The organism is Salinihabitans flavidus, from assembly GCF_900110425.1.
Classification (GTDB): Bacteria; Pseudomonadota; Alphaproteobacteria; order Rhodobacterales; family Rhodobacteraceae; genus Salinihabitans; species Salinihabitans flavidus.
The window spans coordinates 1-18,798 of sequence record NZ_FODS01000037.1 but is presented as its reverse complement, the minus strand read 5'-3'; the positions used below and the strand labels follow the sequence as shown (position 1 = coordinate 18,798).

Annotated in this window: 23 protein-coding genes; 7 read left to right on the top strand and 16 right to left on the bottom strand. The window is 62.4% G+C overall.

Annotated features, from left to right (window positions below; genetic code table 11):
- Both BMW66_RS18220 and BMW66_RS20140 read right to left on the bottom strand, forming a co-directional pair.
- Positions 1–196, bottom strand: a 196-nt coding sequence (locus BMW66_RS18220) for a helix-turn-helix domain-containing protein (RefSeq protein WP_342741889.1), incomplete at its 3' end; no start/stop codon positions are given.
- A gap of 439 nt (positions 197–635) precedes the next feature.
- On the bottom strand, positions 636–1,205 hold the full coding sequence (locus BMW66_RS20140; protein WP_281242659.1) for a YbfB/YjiJ family MFS transporter: 570 nt from the start codon (positions 1,203–1,205) through the stop codon (positions 636–638).
- A gap of 448 nt (positions 1,206–1,653) precedes the next feature.
- Here BMW66_RS20140 and BMW66_RS18205 point away from each other — a divergent pair, with 448 nt between their 5' ends.
- Positions 1,654–2,139, top strand: a complete 486-nt coding sequence (locus tag BMW66_RS18205; protein ID WP_093120530.1) for a flavodoxin family protein — start codon at positions 1,654–1,656, stop codon at positions 2,137–2,139.
- 15 nt (positions 2,140–2,154) lie between these two features.
- Here the strand turns inward: BMW66_RS18205 and BMW66_RS18200 are convergent, their stop codons facing one another.
- The 10 genes from BMW66_RS18200 to atpD are packed head-to-tail and all read right to left on the bottom strand — an operon-like array spanning position 2,155 to position 9,926.
- The gene (locus tag BMW66_RS18200) at positions 2,155–3,063 is read right to left on the bottom strand and encodes a F0F1 ATP synthase subunit gamma (RefSeq protein WP_093120528.1); all 909 of its coding nucleotides are present in this window, start codon (positions 3,061–3,063) and stop codon (positions 2,155–2,157) included.
- Positions 3,026–4,558, bottom strand: coding sequence for an alternate F1F0 ATPase, F1 subunit alpha (locus BMW66_RS18195; protein WP_093120527.1), 1,533 nt, complete (start codon positions 4,556–4,558; stop codon positions 3,026–3,028). Before BMW66_RS18195 ends, BMW66_RS18200 begins: the two co-directional genes overlap by 38 nt.
- An 18-nt stretch (positions 4,559–4,576) precedes the next feature.
- Positions 4,577–5,365, bottom strand: coding sequence for a F0F1 ATP synthase subunit delta (locus BMW66_RS18190; RefSeq protein ID WP_093120526.1), 789 nt, complete (start codon positions 5,363–5,365; stop codon positions 4,577–4,579).
- Positions 5,366–5,368: 3 nt separating this feature from the next.
- Complete coding sequence (locus tag BMW66_RS18185; RefSeq protein ID WP_093120524.1) at positions 5,369–5,647, bottom strand: F0F1 ATP synthase subunit C; 279 nt, start codon at positions 5,645–5,647, stop codon at positions 5,369–5,371.
- Between the two features lie 2 nt (positions 5,648–5,649).
- A complete protein-coding gene (locus BMW66_RS18180; RefSeq protein WP_093120523.1) occupies positions 5,650–6,372 on the bottom strand; it encodes a F0F1 ATP synthase subunit A in 723 nt (240 codons plus the stop codon).
- The gene (locus BMW66_RS18175) at positions 6,363–6,647 is read right to left on the bottom strand and encodes an N-ATPase subunit AtpR (RefSeq protein ID WP_093120521.1); all 285 of its coding nucleotides are present in this window, start codon (positions 6,645–6,647) and stop codon (positions 6,363–6,365) included. Before BMW66_RS18175 ends, BMW66_RS18180 begins: the two co-directional genes overlap by 10 nt.
- Positions 6,644–7,867: a cation:proton antiporter gene (locus tag BMW66_RS18170; protein WP_093120520.1), complete on the bottom strand. Its 1,224-nt coding sequence runs from the start codon at positions 7,865–7,867 to the stop codon at positions 6,644–6,646. Before BMW66_RS18170 ends, BMW66_RS18175 begins: the two co-directional genes overlap by 4 nt.
- Complete coding sequence (locus tag BMW66_RS18165; protein WP_093120518.1) at positions 7,860–8,147, bottom strand: AtpZ/AtpI family protein; 288 nt, start codon at positions 8,145–8,147, stop codon at positions 7,860–7,862. The genes BMW66_RS18170 and BMW66_RS18165 overlap by 8 nt, the downstream gene beginning before the upstream one ends.
- Complete coding sequence (locus BMW66_RS18160) at positions 8,144–8,536, bottom strand: F0F1 ATP synthase subunit epsilon (protein WP_093120517.1); 393 nt, start codon at positions 8,534–8,536, stop codon at positions 8,144–8,146. The genes BMW66_RS18165 and BMW66_RS18160 overlap by 4 nt, the downstream gene beginning before the upstream one ends.
- Positions 8,526–9,926: a F0F1 ATP synthase subunit beta gene (atpD, locus tag BMW66_RS18155; protein ID WP_093120515.1), complete on the bottom strand. Its 1,401-nt coding sequence runs from the start codon at positions 9,924–9,926 to the stop codon at positions 8,526–8,528. Before atpD ends, BMW66_RS18160 begins: the two co-directional genes overlap by 11 nt.
- Positions 9,927–10,124: 198 nt before the next feature.
- Between atpD and BMW66_RS18150 the strand changes: the two genes are divergently transcribed.
- The 5 genes from BMW66_RS18150 to arcC are packed head-to-tail and all read left to right on the top strand — an operon-like array spanning position 10,125 to position 15,858.
- A complete protein-coding gene (locus tag BMW66_RS18150) occupies positions 10,125–11,585 on the top strand; it encodes a YfcC family protein (protein ID WP_093120514.1) in 1,461 nt (486 codons plus the stop codon).
- A complete protein-coding gene (locus tag BMW66_RS18145; protein WP_093120512.1) occupies positions 11,582–12,811 on the top strand; it encodes an arginine deiminase in 1,230 nt (409 codons plus the stop codon). The genes BMW66_RS18150 and BMW66_RS18145 overlap by 4 nt, the downstream gene beginning before the upstream one ends.
- A gap of 21 nt (positions 12,812–12,832) precedes the next feature.
- On the top strand, positions 12,833–13,918 hold the full coding sequence (locus BMW66_RS18140) for an Acg family FMN-binding oxidoreductase (RefSeq protein WP_093120510.1): 1,086 nt from the start codon (positions 12,833–12,835) through the stop codon (positions 13,916–13,918).
- A 22-nt stretch (positions 13,919–13,940) separates the two neighbouring features.
- Complete coding sequence (gene argF / locus BMW66_RS18135; RefSeq protein ID WP_093120509.1) at positions 13,941–14,942, top strand: ornithine carbamoyltransferase; 1,002 nt, start codon at positions 13,941–13,943, stop codon at positions 14,940–14,942.
- A gap of 4 nt (positions 14,943–14,946) precedes the next feature.
- Positions 14,947–15,858 carry a carbamate kinase gene (gene arcC, locus BMW66_RS18130; RefSeq protein ID WP_093120508.1) on the top strand — a complete coding sequence of 304 codons (912 nt, stop codon included), beginning with the start codon at positions 14,947–14,949 and terminating at the stop codon, positions 15,856–15,858.
- A gap of 48 nt (positions 15,859–15,906) precedes the next feature.
- On the opposite strand, the gene BMW66_RS18125 is transcribed toward arcC, so the two are convergent.
- From BMW66_RS18125 to BMW66_RS18115, 3 genes are all read right to left on the bottom strand, one after another.
- A complete protein-coding gene (locus tag BMW66_RS18125) occupies positions 15,907–16,269 on the bottom strand; it encodes a MerR family transcriptional regulator (RefSeq protein ID WP_093120506.1) in 363 nt (120 codons plus the stop codon).
- Positions 16,266–17,201, bottom strand: coding sequence for a DnaJ C-terminal domain-containing protein (locus tag BMW66_RS18120; protein WP_093120505.1), 936 nt, complete (start codon positions 17,199–17,201; stop codon positions 16,266–16,268). Before BMW66_RS18120 ends, BMW66_RS18125 begins: the two co-directional genes overlap by 4 nt.
- Positions 17,202–17,400: 199 nt before the next feature.
- Positions 17,401–17,874, bottom strand: a complete 474-nt coding sequence (locus tag BMW66_RS18115; RefSeq protein ID WP_093120503.1) for a baeRF12 domain-containing protein — start codon at positions 17,872–17,874, stop codon at positions 17,401–17,403.
- A gap of 284 nt (positions 17,875–18,158) precedes the next feature.
- On the opposite strand from BMW66_RS18115, the gene BMW66_RS18110 reads away from it, so the two are divergent.
- A complete protein-coding gene (locus BMW66_RS18110; protein ID WP_093120502.1) occupies positions 18,159–18,554 on the top strand; it encodes an HPF/RaiA family ribosome-associated protein in 396 nt (131 codons plus the stop codon).
- 4 nt (positions 18,555–18,558) lie between these two features.
- Here BMW66_RS18110 and BMW66_RS18105 read toward each other — a convergent pair.
- Positions 18,559–18,798: integrase core domain-containing protein (locus tag BMW66_RS18105; RefSeq protein WP_139196151.1), on the bottom strand; the 240-nt coding region annotated here is incomplete at its 5' end.

Sequence of the window (18,798 nt, the reverse complement as noted above, 5' to 3'; positions counted from 1 at the left end):
TCGGCGTCAGCGTCGTCTGCAACCGGCGCGCCGTGTGGCTGCGATCCTGCACGCTGTCGCGCTTGCGCCACTTCCAAACGGTCTGCTCGGAGATGCCGTAGCGCTCCGCCACGACCCACGCCGGCTCAGTGCTCGCCTGGATCGCCGCCCGCACCTTCGGCGTCGTGGTGGCCTGCTTGTGAAGAGAGATCAGCATGTCATTTCCCCGTCCCGAACCTCGCGCAGGATCGATCTTGCCATGAACAATGCAGTTCGGCGAGGGTCTATATGATCATCCGGGATGAGACAAATAACGCCATCGGCGCCACAGTCGGCAGCCTGTCGGGAAACCTTCACCTGTGGCGCATCCGGTTGGGCGTGATTGGTCGGATGATCGGGCAATTCATGAGAATGAACCATCGCATCTACAAGAAATCGCGAAATCGGCCGAAAAGCTAACGGGCCTGCGACTGGACCCAAATTATTTCGCGCGGGCAATTCCACCTGTCCGGTCTGCCGGGGCTCATCCTGCCGATGCGGGCGGGACACGGACTGGATGTCGCGACGGAATTGTCGAAGCCGAGGTTGGAAAGAGCGATCGGAGTGATTTACTGCGGTCGCGCCGAAAACGAAGCCGACCGTAAAAAGTGGGATCACTACACCTTGCAAAAGGCGGGTCCATTCATGATCGATCTGCTTGGCGAGAGGTACCTTTTCAATTCGATGAAAGACAAAACGTTGCAGACCGGGCCAACCAGCGCCACAATTGCAAAGGTCATCCAGTACACCCACCAAGAAATCCCTGCATAGACCATCCACAGGGCGGCAAGTCCGGTTCCGAAGATACCGACACTGGTGCCGCTGCTGATCTCTGACAGCGCGCTCGCACAGTCGACCCCCTCGATCTTGCGATGCACCGCGTCGTTGAATGGCGTCCATGCAAAGCCGGCGCTCGACGCTGCCAGAAAGACACCGGCGGCAAGGATGATGACGTTCGGCGCGATTGCCACGGTCGCCAGCCCTGCGCTTGCCGCTGCAAGACCAAAAAGGACCGGCGCCGCTGGCCCCTGCCGCGACAGCATCCATTGCGCCGCCAGCAACCCGATGAAAAACCCCGCAAAGCCAAGGCTGGACACGAAACCAACGGTGGACGTGGACATCGAAAAGGTTGACCGGAAATCTGGCACGAACAGGCCAAAGCCCATACGGGCGGGGCCAAAGCTTATAGCGGTTGCAATGAAGCCAGCTGCCGAAAGGCTTTTGAAATACGTGATGGCGTGATCCTCAGTCTTGACCGGAATGTCGCCGTCCCGGTCCGTTCAGTTTCAAACCAAAGGGTCCGGCAGGTTAGAAAGATCGCAAAAGACGAACCTGCCTTTCGCATCGCGGCAATCTTTCAAATGTATTAAACAATTGATCATCGCGCTTTGACTCAGGTTAAGGCGTAACCGGATCCAGAAATGGCATCCTCTGCAGTGTAACTTCCCGCAATCGTCAAGACACGAAAATGAGCGCCGATATGGCTGAAGAATGTACAGAGCCCCGCGAGATTTCACTCGGTCATAAGTGACTACCGGTGTTTGAAGCTGCCGGTGCGGATGATGAACCAAAGCAGCCAGAGAAGCTCTTGCTCCTTGGTGATAGATAAGTGAGCCGGAAAGGATATCGATTCCAATGACCACGCTTGTCACCTGTTACTCACTTACCGGACACACGGACACTGTCGAAAATTCTATTGCCGACCGCTTGGGAGCCAAGACTGAGCCCATCGTGGAGCGAACCGCGCGCGCGGGTCTGCTTGGCAGCTCTGTGGGCGCGGTGAATGCGCTTCTGGGCCGCAAGAGCGCCATCGCCGCGCCGCTGCGCGACCCATCGGATTTTGATCTGGTAATCCTGGGCACACCGGTCTGGGCCGGAGCGCCGGCACCTGCCGTGAATGCGTATATCGACCGGCATCGCGACGCGCTCGATCGCGTGGCGTTTTTCTGCACCCAGGGCAAGTTTGGCGCGGCCGGCGCCCTGTCGCGGATGGGCCGCCGCCTGGGACACCCGCCGCTGGCTACGCTTGTGGTCAACGAAGACGAGATCGAAGACAGCGCACTGGACGAGAAGATCGAGGCTTTCCTGTCCGACCTTCGGGATGCCGGGGACCGCGCCTGATCGCGCGGCACGTTCTCATTCCTCGACTGTGCGCACGGCCTCGACCCCCGAGACGACATCCATCAACTCGCGCGTGATCGTCTCCTGACGCTTGACGCGGTAAGCCTGCATCAGATCGGCGCGCCGCTCCTCGATATTGCGCTCGGCACCCTGCATCGCCGCCAGTCGCGTCGCGTGTTCGCTGGCCAGGGCTTCGGCCAGGGCGCGGTAGAGACTGACAAAGAGCCGTTGCTGCACCAGCCAGGACAAGAGCGCGGGCGGGGACATGCGGAAGAACGGCAGTCCCGGCCCGGGCCAAGGCGCATCGAGCAGCGATTCCAGATAGGCGTCCGGCAGCGGGAGCAACTGCCGCTCGACCGGCTTTGCCAGGGCGTGGCCCTCGCGCCGGTTATGCACCACCCGGATGCGGCCAATACCGTCCTCGCGCTGCCACCGGTCGCTCTGGACGATCACGGACTGCACCAGATCGGACAGACCGGCCACCGATCCGGGCAGGGTAAAGAGTGTGTCGACGCTGTGACCGGCCGATTCCAGCCGGGCCGTCGCGCGCAGGCCGATCACGGCCAGAAGGGTATCGGGCCCGTCGATCCGGTCAAGGGCATGGCGCGCGACGGTCTCGTTATAGCGCCCGCAAAGCCCCCGCTCGGAGCCGATGACGATCAGCGCCGTGCGCGATGATCCCGCCGCGCCGGTCCGGGGCAAGGGCAGGCCGCGGGCGTGGCGGTCATGCAGCAGCGCCGTCAGCCCCAGGTCGACCGTGCGCGCGTAATCGCCCAACGCCTCCTCGGCCTGCTCGAATTGGCGGATGCTGGCGGCCGAGAGGGCCTTCATCGTGCGCACGATCGAGTGGATGTCCCCGGCGGTGTCCAGCGCATCGGAGAGGGATTCAAGCGTCTGCATCACCGCCATCCCCATCCGTGTCATCCAGCGCCGCGCGCATTGTCTCGATCAGCGCCCCGCGATGGTCTTCGGTCAGCTTTTCACCAGCCTCGATCGCCTCGCAGATGTCGGGGCAGCGATCACGCACGGCGTGCTGCACGCGCTCTTCTGCCTCGGCGACATCGTTCGGTTTGATATGGTCGAACAGCCCCTCGGTCGCGGCCAGCAGTGCCGCGATCTGTTCCGGCACGGCAAGGTGATGCTGTTCGCGCTGTTTCAGCACCTCGCGCACCCGCAGGCCACGGGTCAGCTTGCGCCGCGTCTCGTCGTCCATCTGCGTGCCGAAGCGCGCAAAGGTCTCCAGCTCCTCGAACTGCGAATACATCAGCCGCAGATTGCCGGCGACGGCCCGAAATGCCGGAAGCTGCACCTTGCCCCCGACCCGGCTGACCGAGGCACCGACATCCACCGCCGGCAACTGGCCCTTTTCAAAGAGGTCCGGCGACAGGTAGATCTGGCCGTCGGTGATCGAAATCAGGTTCGTCGGGATATAGGCCGAGATGTTCTGCGCCTGCGTCTCGATCACCGGCAGGGCGGTCAGCGACCCGCCGCCATGCTTTTCGCGCAGGTGCGTTGCGCGTTCCAGCAGCCGCGAATGGATATAGAAGATGTCGCCGGGATAGGCCTCGCGCCCGGGCGGGCGCCGCAGGAGCAGCGACAATTCGCGATAGGCGCGCGCATGGCGGGTGAGATCGTCATACACGATCAGCACGTCGCGCCCTTGGGCCATGAAATGCTCGGCCATGGTAGTGGCCGCATAGGGGGCCACGAATTGCAGCCCCGGCGCGTCCTGACTGCTGGCCACGACGACGATGGTGCGCGCCATCGCGTCGTGATCGCGCAGGCTGCGCAGGACGCGCGCCACCGCCGAGGCGCGTTGTCCGATGGCGCAGTAGATCGAGATCACGCCGGTATCCGTCTGGTTGAGGATCGCATCGACGGCGATGGCGGTCTTGCCGGTCTGGCGATCCCCGAGGATCAGCTCGCGCTGGCCGCGGCCGATGGGGATGGCGGCATCGACGGCCTTGATCCCGGTCTGTAGCGGCACGTTCACGGGGTCGCGGTGCATGATCGGCGGAGCGGTCCGCTCGACAGGCATCCGCGCTTCGGCCTCGACGGCCCCGGCGTCATCGAGCGGCCGCCCCAGCGGGTCGAGCACCCGGCCCAGCAGCGCTTCGCCGACCGGCACATCCACGACCCGTTCGGTGCGATGCAGCCGGTCGCCGGGGCGCAGATGTCCGGTATTGCCCAGAACGATCACGCCGACTCGATCCTCGCGCAGGTTCGACGCGATACCCATCAGCCCACCCTCGAACGCGACCAGCTCGTTGGCGTGCAGATCGGTAAAGCCCGCCACCTGTGCCACACCGTTCCCGACCGAAAGGACATGCGCGACCTCGGTCGCCTCGAGGCGAGGCCTGACATTTTCGAGCGCCGTGTCCAGTGGATCGAACAGCGTATCGCGCAGGGTTTCGAGCATTTTCACGACACCTCGATGCTAATCCGTGGTCTCTTTGCGCCTGACGGGGCTGGCGGAGTCCAGAAGCGCGTCAAGTTCGCGGTTCAATCGATTGAGATGCCGGGCGGCCGACCATTCCACGGTCTGTTCGTCAACGGCCAGGCGCACACCAAGCAGCACCTCTTCATCCTCCTGATACTCCACCTCGATCCCGGTTTCGAACTGTTCGTGGATCGCGCGGGTGATCTTTCGGCGGGCAGACGTATCAAGCGCAGTCGCGGTTTCCACCAGCGCCGGGCCGTCCGCGTCACGGGCCGCGGCAGTCATCTTCTTGCGTGTGTCCTTGTCCAGCTCTTTCAGCCTTGCAACGAAGCCCTGTGCAATCTGGTCGTCCAACGCGCCCGAGGTGAACTCGGCCAGAAGTCGGGCCGCGATGTCCAGCACCTTGTGCCCGGCCTTGCGCTGCATGTCCCGGGCGAAATCGGCGCGTTCTTCCAAAAGCATGTCCTGCCAGTTTTCGCGCTTTTGCTCGACCTCGTCGCGGATGTCCTGCTCCAGCCGTTGCCTCAGCTCATCAGCCTCGGCGCGCGCCTCCTCAAGCATCTCCTGCCTCGAGGACTCAAGCTCCTCGCGCTCCTTGCGCAGATCCTCGGCCTCATCCTCCGCCTCGCGGCGGCGGGCCTTTGCATCCGAAAGCCGCTCTTCGATCCGGGCCTCACGCCGGGCCATGGCGTTGGTGATCGGGCGGTAGAGAAACCGTTGCAGCAGCCAGATAAGAACGAGAAAATTGACGATCTGGGCGGCAACGGTCAGCCAGTCGATCTGCATGGTTCAGCCCCCACCGCCCAGAGCCGCCACATCGACGAACGGGTTCGCGAAGAGCAGGATCATCGACACGACGAAGCAGTAGATGGCGGTGGATTCGATCATCGCGAGGCTGACGAAAAGCGTGCGGGTGATGGTGTTCGAGGCGTCGGGTTGTTGCGCCAGCGCCTGCAGGGCCTGCGCGGCCGCACGCCCCTCGGCCAGCGCCGGCCCGATAGAGCCGATGGCGATGGTCAGACCGGCGGTGATGATCGAGATTGCGGCAATCATTGTTGCAGCGTCCATGGTCAGTCTCCTTGTCGCGATGTTCGGGGATGTTCGGGATCAGACTCGGGTTCGGTCTTGCGTTGGACGCGGCTTGCAGAAGCGATGTAGACCATCGCCAGAATGGCAAAGATATAAGCCTGGATCAGGCCGGTCAGCAGGCCAAGCAATTGCATCAGGACCGGAAAGAAGAACGGTGCCACGCTGATCAGGATGCCGACGATCACCGTTCCGCTCATCACGTTGCCATAAAGCCGGACCGCCAGCGCAAGCGTACGCGAAAGTTCGCTGATGATATTGAAGGGCAGCATGAACGGGCTCGGCTGAAGATAGGATTTGAGATAGCCGCCAAGCCCGCGCTGGGCGATCGAAAAGAGCGGCACTGCGATCAGCACGCATATCGCCAGCGCTGCGGTGGTCGACAGCGACCCGGTGGGAGGCTGATATCCCGGCACGACGGTCAGCAGGTTGGACGTGGCGATGAACAGGAACAGTGTGCCGATGAAGGGCAGGTAACGCGCGGGATCCGTCGCGCCGACCTCGTCGATCTGGTCGCGGATCGTGGTGACCACGACCTCCAGCATGACCTGCCAGCGAGATACGGTCTCGCCTTCGCTCAGCCGCGCGGTGATGATCCATGACAAGAGCACCAGCAGCGCCATGACGACCCAGGTGAACACGATGGTGGCATTGAGCCGCAGCCCCCGCCATTCGTAGAGAACCCAGGCGTCGGGACTTATTTCCATGGCGCGCGCTCCGGATTTGAAGGTTTCACAAAACGCGTGGCGAGTAGCCGGACGGCGATGAACCCCAGCACGGCAAACGCAATCTCGACGGCTGTTGCGCCGCTCCAAACGGCAAGCCATAGCGCGCCTACAAGCAAACCCGCCCGGAGCAATCCCATGGCCGCAAAGAGCCACATGCTCCGCCCCGCGGTCAGGATGCGCACCGCGCCCCATAACACGCCCATGTAAAGAAGCCCGAACGCGGCCCCGGCCAATATCGCGAGGCTCGCCGTCATGTTGTGTTCCCGGCTAGCGGGCGCAGCATCATCCCGACAATGGCCGGACCGATGATGCAGGTTGCGATGCTGGCCAGCACAGCGGCGTTGTAAAGGACCTGTGGCACAGCCCAGGGACCAAGGGTCAACCCGTAGAGCATAACCAGCAGAAAAATTTCGGCGCGCGGCACCATGCTGAATCCGATCAGCGCGCCCTGCCGCCACCCCAGCATGGCCGTCGCAGGAAGACCCGCGCCCAGGAGCTTGCCAAGCAAGGCCATACCGGCAAGGGCGGCTGCAAGCCCTATGCCCTCAACCAGCACGGTGAGATCTACCGAAAGCCCTATGGCCACAAAAAAGAACGGCCCGAACACAGTCAGCAGAATGCCGAACGCCTCGTCGATACTGCGCTCCGCCGGGTCGCGGCTGAAAGCCAGCCCCGCAAAGAGCGCGCCAATGGCCATCGAGAGACCCATGACCTCTGCCATGGCGGCGATCACGAAGGCCGCGCCGGTCGCAAGAACAATCGGTCCGTGTTTTGGTGCCAATTTGGCGAAACCGTCCGAAAGCGGTTTTTCCAGCCAGCGCGAGAAAAGGTAACAGTTCATGCTGAACAGGGCCGTCAGCAATAGCTGTATCGCCCCGGCTTTCAGCGCCGGCGCAAGGATCGCGGCCCCTTCGGGCTGTTTCAGCAGGGGTCCCACTGCGAACAACACGCTGAGCAGCACCACCGCCGACACGTCGTCAAGTTCGGCCGCATCCAACAGCAGGGCACCTGTGTCGCTGTCGAGTGCGCCTGTCGCCTCCCATATCCCGGCAGAGACGCCGATGCTCGTCGCGCTCGCGGCAACACCTGTAAAGAGAGCGGGGATCAACCCCAGCCCCGGCCACACCATCACGAGCGCAAATGCGGTGGTCGCGCCAAGCACCATATTGGGCAGCCAGATCAGCGCCGCTCGTCCGAGTTGTTGGCGCAACTTGTCCAGATCGCTTTCAAGACCGATCCGAAACAACAGCACAACGATGCCGATCTTGGCGAGGAAGGGCACCTGCTCGTTCAGCGTGTCGCTGGCGACGCCAGTTATGTTGGAGCCAATCGACAGCGAGACACCCAGCACGATAAAGCCGATCATGCTGGGCATGGAGATCCGGGCAAAGGCCGCCCGCATCGGCACAGCCAGGAGGCTGACCAGGCCCATAAGCAGGAGCATCGCGGCATGGTGCTCGCCGGTGTCAATCATCGCGCCCCTCCCGCTGCACCCAGAACCACGCGTTTAGCGCGCCCAGGACCGCACCCGCCAGAAGCAGCGCCAGCGTCCATGAGGTCTCGGTCGGCCAGCGTGCGTCGATCCAGCGGCCCAGGGCGACTCCGGCAATGATCGGCACGGCCACGGCCCAGCCGACGAGGCCGAACATGCCCAGCCCGCGCCATGCGCTTTGCTTGCGGCGCTTTCGGGCCTCCTGCATCCGGGCGGCCTTGCGGGTAATGGTCTCGGACTCGTCCTCGGTATCACGGGTCATTGATGCGCCCCTTGCAATTCGCGGAACCGACGGATCATGTGCGCCTCGAGTCGCGCCAGTGCCGAGCGCGCCTCGCGCTCCTGTTCGGTGTGGCGGCGGAATTCGGCCTCAACACGGTCGCGCAGTTTTCCGAGGTCGTCGCTGATGATCACATCGCGCACGGCCACCATCACCGTCGGCCCGGCTTTCACCAATGTTCCGGCATTTACGCCCACGAACTGTTCCACGCCATTCTCGGTCTTGAAGACCAGAACTCCGGCCACCAGTTGCGTGACATGGTCTATGTGTTGCGGCAGAATACCAAAGACCCCGTCCGAGGCCTCTGCCACGATCCGGTGCACGTGATCATGCCGCGTCACCCGTTCCGGGGTGATGATCCTAAGCTCCATCCGAACCGCCTTTGTCGTCAAGGTCCTCCACCGTGCCGATCATGTAAAAATCGCCCTCGTCACGGTCACCGAATTCGCCATCGAGAATGCGCGCACAACTCTTGACCGTGTCTTCCAGCGAGACAAGGACACCCTTGGTGCCGGTCATCGCCTCGGTCGTAAAGAAAGGCTGGGTCAGGAACCGCTCAAGCTGGCGCGCCTGCCGCACCGTGGCGCGGTCCTTTTCCGACAACTCCTCCAGCCCGAGCATCGCGATGATATCCTTCAGCTCCTCATATTCCGCCAGCGTGTTGCGCACCGCACGCGCCACACGGTAATGTTCGGTGCTGACCGTGCTCGGCGTGAGCATGCGCGAAAAGGACTGCAGCGGGTCGATGGCGGGATAGAGCCCTTCGGAGGCCTTCTTGCGCGACAGCACGATCGAGGCTGATAGATGCGAGAAGGTATGCGTGGCGGCCGGATCGGTGAAATCGTCGGCTGGCACGTAAACCGCCTGGATCGAGGTCATGGCGGCACGATCGGTCGAACAGATCCGCTCTTCAAGCTCGGCTAGTTCGGTGCCAAGCGTCGGCTGATAGCCCACCCGACTAGGCATCCGTCCCAGCAGCCCCGACACTTCTGATCCGGCCTGCACGAAGCGAAAGATGTTGTCGATCAGCACCAGCACATCGCGGCGCTGTTCATCGCGGAAATGCTCGGCCATGGTCAGCGCGGCGTGACCGACGCGAAAGCGCACGCCGGGACTTTCGTTCATCTGACCAAACACCATCACCGTGTTGTCCAGAACACCGGCTTCTCCCATCTCGCGGTAAAGCTCCTCAGCCTCGCGCGAGCGTTCGCCGATGCCGCAGAACAGGCAGACCCCTTCGTAGGCGGCAACCATGTTATGGATCATCTCGGTGATCAGAACGGTCTTGCCGACGCCCGCCCCGCCGAAGAGCCCCGCCTTGCCGCCGCGTTCCAGCGGACTGAGCAGATCGATCGCCTTGATCCCGGTCTCGAAGATGTCGCCTTCGACCCGGCGCTCCGACAGCGGCACCGGATCGCGCAGGATCGGCCTGCGGGCGACATCCTCCAAAGGGTCGCCGTCGTCGATGGTTTCGCCGAATAGGTTGAACATCCGTCCCAGCACCGCATCCCCCACCGGCACCTCGAGGGGACCGCCCGTGTCCCGCACCCCAAGCCCCAGCCGCAGATCGCTGGTCGGATTCATCACCAGACCGCGCGCGATGTCATGGGCGGGCAGCCCGGCCACCTCGATGGTGATTTCCGGATCGCTCAGGGTGACGAGCCGCGATGCGATCATCGGCAGGCCATGCGCAAAGCGAATATCGGCGATGCCGCCTTCGATGGTAATGATATGGCCCACGTCCTTGTCCTGCACTGGCATTTACCGCCTCCACTGCTTGTACCGCCTCCACTGCTTGCACGCACAGGGTAATGCAAGGTTGCCCGCGTTGACCTTGATCGAAGTTAAACCAGCGCATGTCTGTCTGCCGTTTCTCAGCGAGTCTTAACGCAGGTTAATGTCGAGCGGCCCTAGGCTTCTAGAGTTTCCAGACGTTTTTGAAAGCATGCAGGAGCGAACATGTCCGACTCATCCGAAACGCCGCAGGACCCGGAGGCCGACCTGCAATCACGCTTTCCGACGGCCTACACGATCCTTTTCGCGCTGATCGTTCTGGTTGCTGTGCTAACTTGGATCATCCCCGCTGGGCAATATGACCGCGAGATGAACGAGGAGGTGGGCCGAGAGGTGGCGGTGCCGGGCACCTACCAGACGGTGGAAGCCAACCCGCAGGGCCCGATCGACGTGCTCCTGGCGCCCATCGCGGGCTTTTACGACCCCGACAGCTACGCGGCCAACGCCATCGACGTGGCGCTCTTCGTGCTGCTGCTTGGTGGCTTTCTCGGGGTGGTCAATGCCACCGGGTCAATCGACACCGGCATGCGATCCGCGATGCGATCAATGGAGGGGCGCGAAATCTGGATGATCCCGATCTTGATGGCGCTGTTTGCCGTTGGTGGCACGACGTATGGCATGGCCGAGGAAACGCTGGCCTTTTATGCCATCCTTCTGCCATTGGTGCTGCGCGCGGGGTATGACGCCGTCACCGGCGTTGCGATCATCCTGATCGGTGCGGGCATCGGCGTGCTTGGCTCCACCATCAATCCCTTTGCGACGATCATCGCCTCTGACGCGGCCTCGATCCCGTTCACCAATGGCATGATCCTGCGCTTCGTGATCCTGATCGGCGGGCTGGCGATCTGTGTGGCCTACGTGATGAGCTATGCGGCGCGGGTGAGGGCCGAACGGTCGGCATCGGTTGTGGCGCGGCAGTGGGAGGCGCATGAGCGGCATTTCCTGAAGGGCAGCAGCGACGAATCGGCCGAGGACAGACTGACCGGCACGCAGAAGATCATCCTGATCCTCTTTGCGGCCACCTTCATCGTGATGATCTGGGGCGTGTCCAGCCAGGGCTGGTGGATGGCCAAGATGGGCGCATTGTTTCTGGGCGCGGCGATCGTGATCGGAATCATCGGTCGACTGGGCGAAAAGCGGCTGACCGGCGCCTTTATCGATGGCGCGCGCGATCTCTTGGGCGTCGCCCTGATCATCGGGCTGGCCCGCGGCATCGTCGTGGTAATGGAGCAGGGACGCATTGCCGACACCATCCTGCATGCCTCCGCCTCCATGCTGGGAGAGCTGTCCAGCGTCGCCTTTATCTCGACCATGTTCGCCATCGAGGTCGGTATGAGCTTTTTCGTGCCATCCTCTTCGGGTCTCGCGGTTCTGTCCATGCCCATCCTGGCCCCGCTGGCCGATTTTGCGAATGTCGGGCGCGATCTGGTAGTGACGGCGTATCAATCCGCCAACGGGCTGGTGAACTTGATAAATCCCACTTTCGCGGTGGTGATCGGCGGGCTGGCCATCGGACGAGTGCCCTATGACCGCTGGATCGTCTTCATCTGGCCGCTGTTGGTGATCCTAACGGTGTTCATCATGGGTGCATTGGCGGTTGGTGCCGCGATGGGAGGTGTGGCATGAGCGAGGACCAGCTGGGGGTGCATTCCGAGACCGGGCGGCTGCGACAGGTGATCGTCTGCAAACCGGGTCGCGCGCATCGACGGCTGACACCGGAAAACTGTGAGGATCTTCTGTTCGACGATGTGTTCTGGGTCAAGCAGGCGCAGAAGGATCATGACGTCTTTGCTGATCTGATGCGCGGCGAGGGGGTCGAGGTGCTCGATACCGGGCTGCTGCTAGGCGAGGTGCTGGATATTCCAGAGGCGCGTGCCTGGGTACTCGATCACCGGGTCACGCCGCAGGAGATCGGGGTCGGCATGCTCGACGATCTGCGCGCTTGGATGGACGAACTGCCGGGTGCCGCGCTTGCCGATTTCCTGATGGGTGGGCTGACGGTGGACGATCTGCCGTTCGAGCCCGCGGGCATGTTCGGATCGTATCTCGGGCGGCTCGGCTTCGTGTTGCCGCCGCTGCCCAACACCCTTTTTACCCGCGACAACAGCGCATGGATCTATTCGGGCGTCACCCTCAACCCTATGTATTGGCAGGCGCGGCGCCCCGAGACGCTGCTGATGGCTGCGACCTATCGGTTCCACCCGAAATTCGCGGGCCGGGCCGAGGTGCTCTGGGGCGATCCGACGCGGGACTTTGGTCGCGCGACGCTTGAAGGCGGCGACGTAATGCCGGTGGGCGATGGACTGGTCCTGATCGGCATGGGTGAGCGGACCTCGCCGCAGGCGGTGGGCCTGCTGGCCGAGGCGCTTTTCGATCAGGGACGCGCCACACGCGTGCTGGCCTGCCAGTTGCCGAAATCGCGCGCCGCGATGCATCTCGACACGGTTTTCACCTTCTGCGGTGGCGAGGTCGTAACCAGCTTTACCGAGGTCGCCGCCGAGATGAGTGTCTATGACTTGCATCCCGGTGAAGGCCGCCAGCCGCTAGATATCCGCCGCATCGACCGGCCGCTTTTCGACGTGCTAGCCAAAGCGATGGGCTTCAGGCGGCTCACCGTCGTGCCGACCGGCGGTGCCGACACGTTTGAGGCGTCGCGCGAGCAGTGGAACGACGGCAACAACGTGCTCGCCCTGCGCCCCGGTCTTGTGGTGGGCTATGACCGCAATGACGACACCAACGCCGCGCTGCGCGCCGAGGGGATCGAGGTGCTGGAGGCACCGGGCGCCGAGCTTGGCCGTGGTCGTGGCGGCGGGCGCTGCATGAGCTGCCCCACCATCCGCGATCCGGCCTGACGAAGTGGAGGAAGAGCGCACATGTCTGAACTGAGCGCCAAGGCTGGTACGGATGCCTTCGATACAGGGGTCTCGCCTCGCTATGCCGCCGCAGTCCGCGCCACCCGCGCCGCGCCGGACCGGACGGCGATGGGTCAGGCACGACTGGACGAACTGGTGCGTCTCGCGACGTTGGCCCCCAACAGCCACAACTCCCAGCCTTGGACGTTTCAGGTTCTGGGGCCGGACAGGCTTATGATCCGGCCGGATCCAACGCGGCGCTGCCCGGTGATCGATCCTGACGATCATCATCTTTTTCTCAGCTTGGGCTGTGCGGCCGAAACGCTGGCCATCGCCGCGACGGGCTATGGGATGGATGCGTCTCTCTCGTGGCGCGAAAACCCCGATGACCTCCCCTGCGCCGAGGTGACATTGAAGGATACAGGTTGCGCGGTTTCGCCATTGATCCACGCCATCCGATACCGGCAATCGACCCGCTCGCTCTATGACGGCGGGTTATTGTCGGCAGAGCAGCGCCACGCGCTGCGAAAGGCGGCGGAAGGCGGAACCGCCACCTTCCATCTGGTTGAGGACGCCGAGACCAAGACCCGAATCCGCGATTTAATTATCGCGGCCAACACCGCGCAATTGCGCGACCGTGATTTCGTCCATGAACTGCGCGACTGGATACGGTTCAGCGAGACCTCTGCGCTGCAAAGCTGTGACGGACTTTTCGCGCGGGCGACCGGAAGCCCGACGCTTCCCGACTGGATCGGGCGCCTGATCTTTCCCCTCGTTCTGCGACCGGCCACCGAAAGCCGCAAGATCGCCTCCCAGATCGCAAGCTCCGCCGCACTCGCCGTCTTCGTCAGTCGCGATAACACGCCGAAAAACTGGTTCCAAACCGGCAGGGCCTTTCAGCGCGTGGCGCTGGTGGCAACAAAGCACGGGTTGAAACACGCCCATCTCAACCAGCCTGTCGAGCGCTCCGAGTATCACAGCGATCTGGGCCGCGTGGTAGGTGCGCGCGACGGTCGGCCATCGCTCGTCATCCGGCTGGGGAAGGCGATGGACATGCCCTACTCATTGCGGCGCGACCCGCACTCGGTATTGGACACTTCCGGCTGAAATGAAAAAAGGGACTTTTCACATGGCTTTCAACCTCAAGAACCGTCATTTTCTCAGCCTGCGCGATTTCAGCCCCGCCGAGATCGGCTTTCTGCTGAAGCTTTCGGCGGACCTCAAGGCCGCGAAATACGCCGGCACCGAACGCGAGTTGCTGAAAGGCAAGGAGATCGCGCTGATCTTCGAGAAGGACAGCACCCGCACCCGCGCGGGGTTCGAGGTGGCCGCCCACGATCAGGGGGCGAATGTCACCTATCTCGGTCCCTCGGGCTCGCATATCGGCCGCAAGGAGACCGTGAAGGACACGGCCCGCGTGCTGGGCCGCATGTTCGACGGGATCGAATATCGCGGCTTCGGTCAGAAGGTGGTCGAGGAACTTGCCGCGCATGCCGGTGTGCCGGTCTGGAACGGTCTGACCGACGAGTTTCACCCGACACAGATCCTCGCCGATTTCCTGACCATGCAGGAACACGCGCAGAAACCCTGGCGCGACATCGTCTTCTGCTTTTTCGGCGATGCGGCCAACAACATGGGCGACAGCCTGTTGATCGGCGGGGCCAAGATGGGCATGGATGTGCGGCTTTGTGCGCCGCGTGCCTGCTGGCCCGACAAGGCGATCGAGACCGAGGCGCGCGAGATCGCGAAAGAGACCGGCGCGCAGATCCTGATCTCTGAGGACGTGGCCGAGGCCACGCTCGGCGCGGATTTCCTCTATACGGATGTCTGGGTGTCGATGGGGGAGGCGAAGGAAAAATGGGCCGAACGGATCGAGATGCTGGCACCCTACCGGGTGACGACGGATGTCATGCTGGGCACCGGCAATCCGCGCACCCGTTTCCTGCATTGCCTGCCGGCGTTTCACAACGCCGAGACCGAGATGGGCGCGCAGATCGAAGAGGAGTTCGGTATCTCCGAGATGGAGGTGACCGACGAGGTGTTCGAAAGCGCGGCCTCGATCGTCTTCGATCAGGCCGAGAACCGCCTGCACACCATAAAGGCGGTGCTTGTCGCCACCCTCGGGGGTTAGGGTCGTGCTTGTGGTGATCGCACTGGGCGGCAATGCGCTGCTGCGCCGGGATCAGAGCCTGACCGCCGAGAACCAGCGCGAGAATGCCCGCACAGCCGCCCGTGCGCTGGCCGAGGTGGCACGCGCCGGGCATGATCTGATAATCACGCACGGCAACGGCCCGCAGGTCGGCCTCCTGGCATTGCAGGGCATGGCCTACAAGCCTGACGAGACGTATCCGCTCGACATGATGGGGGCCGAGACCGAGGGCATGATCGGCTACCTCATCGAGCAGGAGTTGGAGAATGCCCTGAACCATGACCGCACAGTGGCCTCGCTGCTGACGCAGGTGCGCGTTGATCCGGCCGATCCGGCTTTTGCCAACCCGACGAAATTCGTTGGACCGGTGTATGATCGCGACGAGGCAGAGCGCGTGGCAGAACGGCACGCTTGGTCCATCGCGCAGGATGGTGAGAAGTGGCGCCGCGTCGTGCCCTCGCCCGCGCCCGTCGAGATCCCCGATCTCAAGGTGATCCGCCTTCTCTTGCTGCACGGCACCATCGTTATCTGCGCGGGCGGCGGCGGCATCCCGGTGATCGAGACCGCTGACGGAGCCCTTACTGGCATCGAGGCGGTGATCGACAAGGATGCAACAAGCGCCCTGCTCGCCGAGGGGCTGGGGGCTGACGCGCTGCTGCTGCTCACGGATGTCGATGGCGTTTATAAAGGATTCGGCACCGACGCGGCCGAGCGGATCGCGCAGCTGACTCCGCAGGAAGCTGCGGCGCTGGACTTGCCTGCAGGCTCCATGGCGCCGAAGGTGACGGCGGGCGCGCACTTCGCGCGCGGCGGCCCGCGATGGACCGGCATCGGCAAGCTGAGTGATGCTCTGGCGATCATCGAGGGCCGCTCGGGCACCCGCATCGCTGCATCCTGAGCCAAACAGTGTGCCGGATGCGAAGACGCGCTGGCGCGCCTGCGGCGCTCACTGCTCGTGGTCCTCGTCCCCAGGAGTCGTGCGGACGTGAATGCCGTGGAACACCGACACGATCGAATGCCGCACGTCTTCAGGCTGTTCTTCGATCGCTCTTGTCAGCGCGCGAAGCTCACGGCGGGTCTGGTGCAGCTGATCAATCAGCTTGAGAACGACCGGAATCGCGTCATTGGGCAGAGACATCTCTTTTCTCAGATCGCATAAAAGCCGGACACGCGCGATATCCAACTCGTCGAAAAGGGGGCCACCTTCACCTTCCGCCGGGCAAAGCCAGCCTTGCCGCACCCAGAAGCGCAGCTCCCTCAGGTTCAGTCGCTTGACACGGGCGACGACCGCATATTCATCGAAGCTCATGTTTTCCTCCAAAGCTCTTTTCGCGGGTCGAAGCCGGCCTGATCCTGCCAGCGTCGGGCCAGATCCGCCATCTGGTCATCGATCTTGTCCGGCAGGACGATCCTGAGACGGACATACTGGTTGCCGGCTGAAGCGGAGCCGGTGTTGATCCCCTTGCCTCTAAGCCGCAGGCGGTGACCAGAAGAGACGCCCTTGGGAATGGTCATGGAGACCGGCCCCGAGATCGTCGGCACGTCCACCTTTGCACCGAGCACGGCCTCGTCGAAGGTGATCGGCAATTCGACCTCGATATCGTCGCCGTCCCGCTCGAACACCGCGTGCGGGCGCACGGCGACCGTCACGAGCGCGTCACCGGGCGACCCATCCCCGAAACCCGGCCCACCCTTGCCGCGCAGGCGCAACGTCTGACCATTCTTTAGACCGGGAGGGATCGTGATCTCGATTGTCTGGCCGCCGGGTATCGTCACACTGCGTTTTGTTCCACGCGCCGCGTCGAGGAAATCGACCTCGAGATGGTAGCGAGCGTCCTGACCACGGGCATGGACGTTCTGCCGGTATTGACCGCCGCCAGCTGGCCCCCGGCGTCCGAACAGATCCGAAAACAGGTCTGATGCGTCCTGAAACCCACCCATGTCGGCACCTGGATCATAGCGGCGTCCAGCCTCCTGATCGGCGTATTGGTGGTAGAACTGGCGTTCAGGGCGTTCGTGCCCGCTGGCATCGATTTCGCCAGCATCGAAGCGTCTTCGCTTTTCGGCATCGCTCAGCAGGTCATTTGCGGCCGCGACCGCCTGAAACTCGGCCTTCTTGCCCGCGTCACCGGGGTGAAGATCCGGATGCAGCTTCTTGGCAAGCTTGCGATAGGCCTTCTTGATCTCGTCCTGCGTCGCCGTCTTCTTGACGCCCAGAACCTCATACGGGTCTTGGCCCATGTTCCGGTCCCCTCATTCAAATCCGCTGTGACTGAGGTCACGGCCCTGCGGTGCGCGAAGCCGCGACCTGTGGCTTTGCTCAACTATAGGAGGCTGATCCGAGGACTGCCTTGCCCTGGATCAATCTCGCTTGGGATTGCTCCAAAAGATCGGGTTTTGTATTTTCGGAAGGTCACGGGGCCTGTGATGCGTTCCGTCGCTAGGCGACATCCCAAGCTTTGATCGAGGCCTCGATCTTGTCAAGCGGGAGGTTCGTCAGGTCCTTATCGATCTCTGCCACGATTGCCGGAGCGAGGCGGTCGTCATAGAGACTGCGCATCGCACCGAGCGAGCGGGGGTCAGCGATCACGAGCAGATGTCGAAACCGCCCCGCCGACCTCAATTCCAACAGTTTTTCGGCAACGTCTTCGGCAAAGTGTTCTTCCGCGACACGGTGCCAGTCGGTCTCCTGCATTGCACTTTTGCCCCAGGATTCAACGCCACCACTTACCTTGCGCGTGGCATCATGCTGGCGTCCCGCGCGATCACTCGCTAGCTCGCGGGCCGGAGCGTTTTTGCTGGTTTCATGATCGACAACTTCCAAATGCATGAACTCCTGATCGCCGATATTCCGCAGCAAAAGAAATTTCTCGCCGTCGGCCACGACCACCCAGGTATCATGTTCGAGTTTCATTGGTGTCTCCCTTGCATTGGTTGGCCTGTCTTCTCAAGTATTCGCCCCGCATGTATGCGAAGCGCTTTGCCGGTCCCGCTCGGCTTGGACCTCGTCTCTTTTGGAGCCGTTTGAGTTCGGCTTCGGCGTGGCATTTTCACAGCTGGGAGAATTACCCCATTTTTCTAACCGTATTAAACAATTGACCATCGCACCTTGATGCAGGTTAACGCGTAACTGATCGAGAAGTGGCATCCATCTGGCGGACCAATTGCAGGCGTCAGGGAAACGAGGAAAGCCGGTCAATGCAGACACCCATCGAAATTGCGTTCAAGCATGTCGAACCGACAGATGAGATCAAGGCGCTGATCTCTGAAAGGGCTGCACGGCTTGATAAATTCCATGATGGCATCACAAGTTGCCATGTGTATATCCGTGCGCCTCACCAGAACCAGAAAACGGGTAATCTATACGAAGTCACGATCGAGGTTCGCATACCCGGGCAGGAGTTGGTTGTGCGGCGTGACCAGGATGACCAGCCCGAGCGCGCACATCTGAAAGTTGCGATTCGGGACGCTTTCGATGCGATGCAGGAGGAGTTGAAAAGCGCCACGCGAAAATTACAACGTGACTGTCCGTCGTCATATAAAATGGGACATCAGAGTGGCTTGAACATTGGAGGCTCTGGTTCGGTTGTGTGATTGATTATGCTGCTTGTTTTTGATGTTGCAAGCGGCGCTGTCGGATCGTCAGGTTCTTGATCTTCTCCCTTTCTCTCAGAATGGCCTTGTCCCGGCCAAAGTAGACGTCAGCGGGTGTGACGTTTTTCAGGCTCTCGTGGTAGCGCTGGTTATTGTAGTAGTCGACGAAGTCCCCGATCTGTCGCTCGAGATGACCGGGCAGGTAGTAATTCTCCAGCAGAACACGATTCTTCATGGTCTGATG

Coding starts and splice junctions, on each gene's coding strand:
- BMW66_RS18115 (WP_093120503.1), bottom strand. CDS start 17,874: ATGAAACTCGAACATGATACCTGGGTGGTCGTGGCCGACGGCGAGAAA.
- BMW66_RS18185 (WP_093120524.1), bottom strand. CDS start 5,647: ATGGACGCTGCAACAATGATTGCCGCAATCTCGATCATCACCGCCGGT.
- BMW66_RS18110 (WP_093120502.1), top strand. CDS start 18,159: ATGCAGACACCCATCGAAATTGCGTTCAAGCATGTCGAACCGACAGAT.
- argF (WP_093120509.1), top strand. CDS start 13,941: ATGGCTTTCAACCTCAAGAACCGTCATTTTCTCAGCCTGCGCGATTTC.
- atpD (WP_093120515.1), bottom strand. CDS start 9,926: ATGCCAGTGCAGGACAAGGACGTGGGCCATATCATTACCATCGAAGGC.
- BMW66_RS18180 (WP_093120523.1), bottom strand. CDS start 6,372: ATGGAAATAAGTCCCGACGCCTGGGTTCTCTACGAATGGCGGGGGCTG.
- BMW66_RS18175 (WP_093120521.1), bottom strand. CDS start 6,647: ATGACGGCGAGCCTCGCGATATTGGCCGGGGCCGCGTTCGGGCTTCTT.
- BMW66_RS18140 (WP_093120510.1), top strand. CDS start 12,833: ATGTCTGAACTGAGCGCCAAGGCTGGTACGGATGCCTTCGATACAGGG.
- BMW66_RS18165 (WP_093120518.1), bottom strand. CDS start 8,147: ATGACCCGTGATACCGAGGACGAGTCCGAGACCATTACCCGCAAGGCC.
- BMW66_RS18125 (WP_093120506.1), bottom strand. CDS start 16,269: ATGAGCTTCGATGAATATGCGGTCGTCGCCCGTGTCAAGCGACTGAAC.
- BMW66_RS18170 (WP_093120520.1), bottom strand. CDS start 7,867: ATGATTGACACCGGCGAGCACCATGCCGCGATGCTCCTGCTTATGGGC.
- BMW66_RS18205 (WP_093120530.1), top strand. CDS start 1,654: ATGACCACGCTTGTCACCTGTTACTCACTTACCGGACACACGGACACT.
- BMW66_RS18120 (WP_093120505.1), bottom strand. CDS start 17,201: ATGGGCCAAGACCCGTATGAGGTTCTGGGCGTCAAGAAGACGGCGACG.
- BMW66_RS18200 (WP_093120528.1), bottom strand. CDS start 3,063: ATGACACGGATGGGGATGGCGGTGATGCAGACGCTTGAATCCCTCTCC.
- BMW66_RS18160 (WP_093120517.1), bottom strand. CDS start 8,536: ATGGAGCTTAGGATCATCACCCCGGAACGGGTGACGCGGCATGATCAC.
- BMW66_RS18145 (WP_093120512.1), top strand. CDS start 11,582: ATGAGCGAGGACCAGCTGGGGGTGCATTCCGAGACCGGGCGGCTGCGA.
- BMW66_RS18150 (WP_093120514.1), top strand. CDS start 10,125: ATGTCCGACTCATCCGAAACGCCGCAGGACCCGGAGGCCGACCTGCAA.
- BMW66_RS18195 (WP_093120527.1), bottom strand. CDS start 4,558: ATGCTCGAAACCCTGCGCGATACGCTGTTCGATCCACTGGACACGGCG.
- BMW66_RS18190 (WP_093120526.1), bottom strand. CDS start 5,365: ATGCAGATCGACTGGCTGACCGTTGCCGCCCAGATCGTCAATTTTCTC.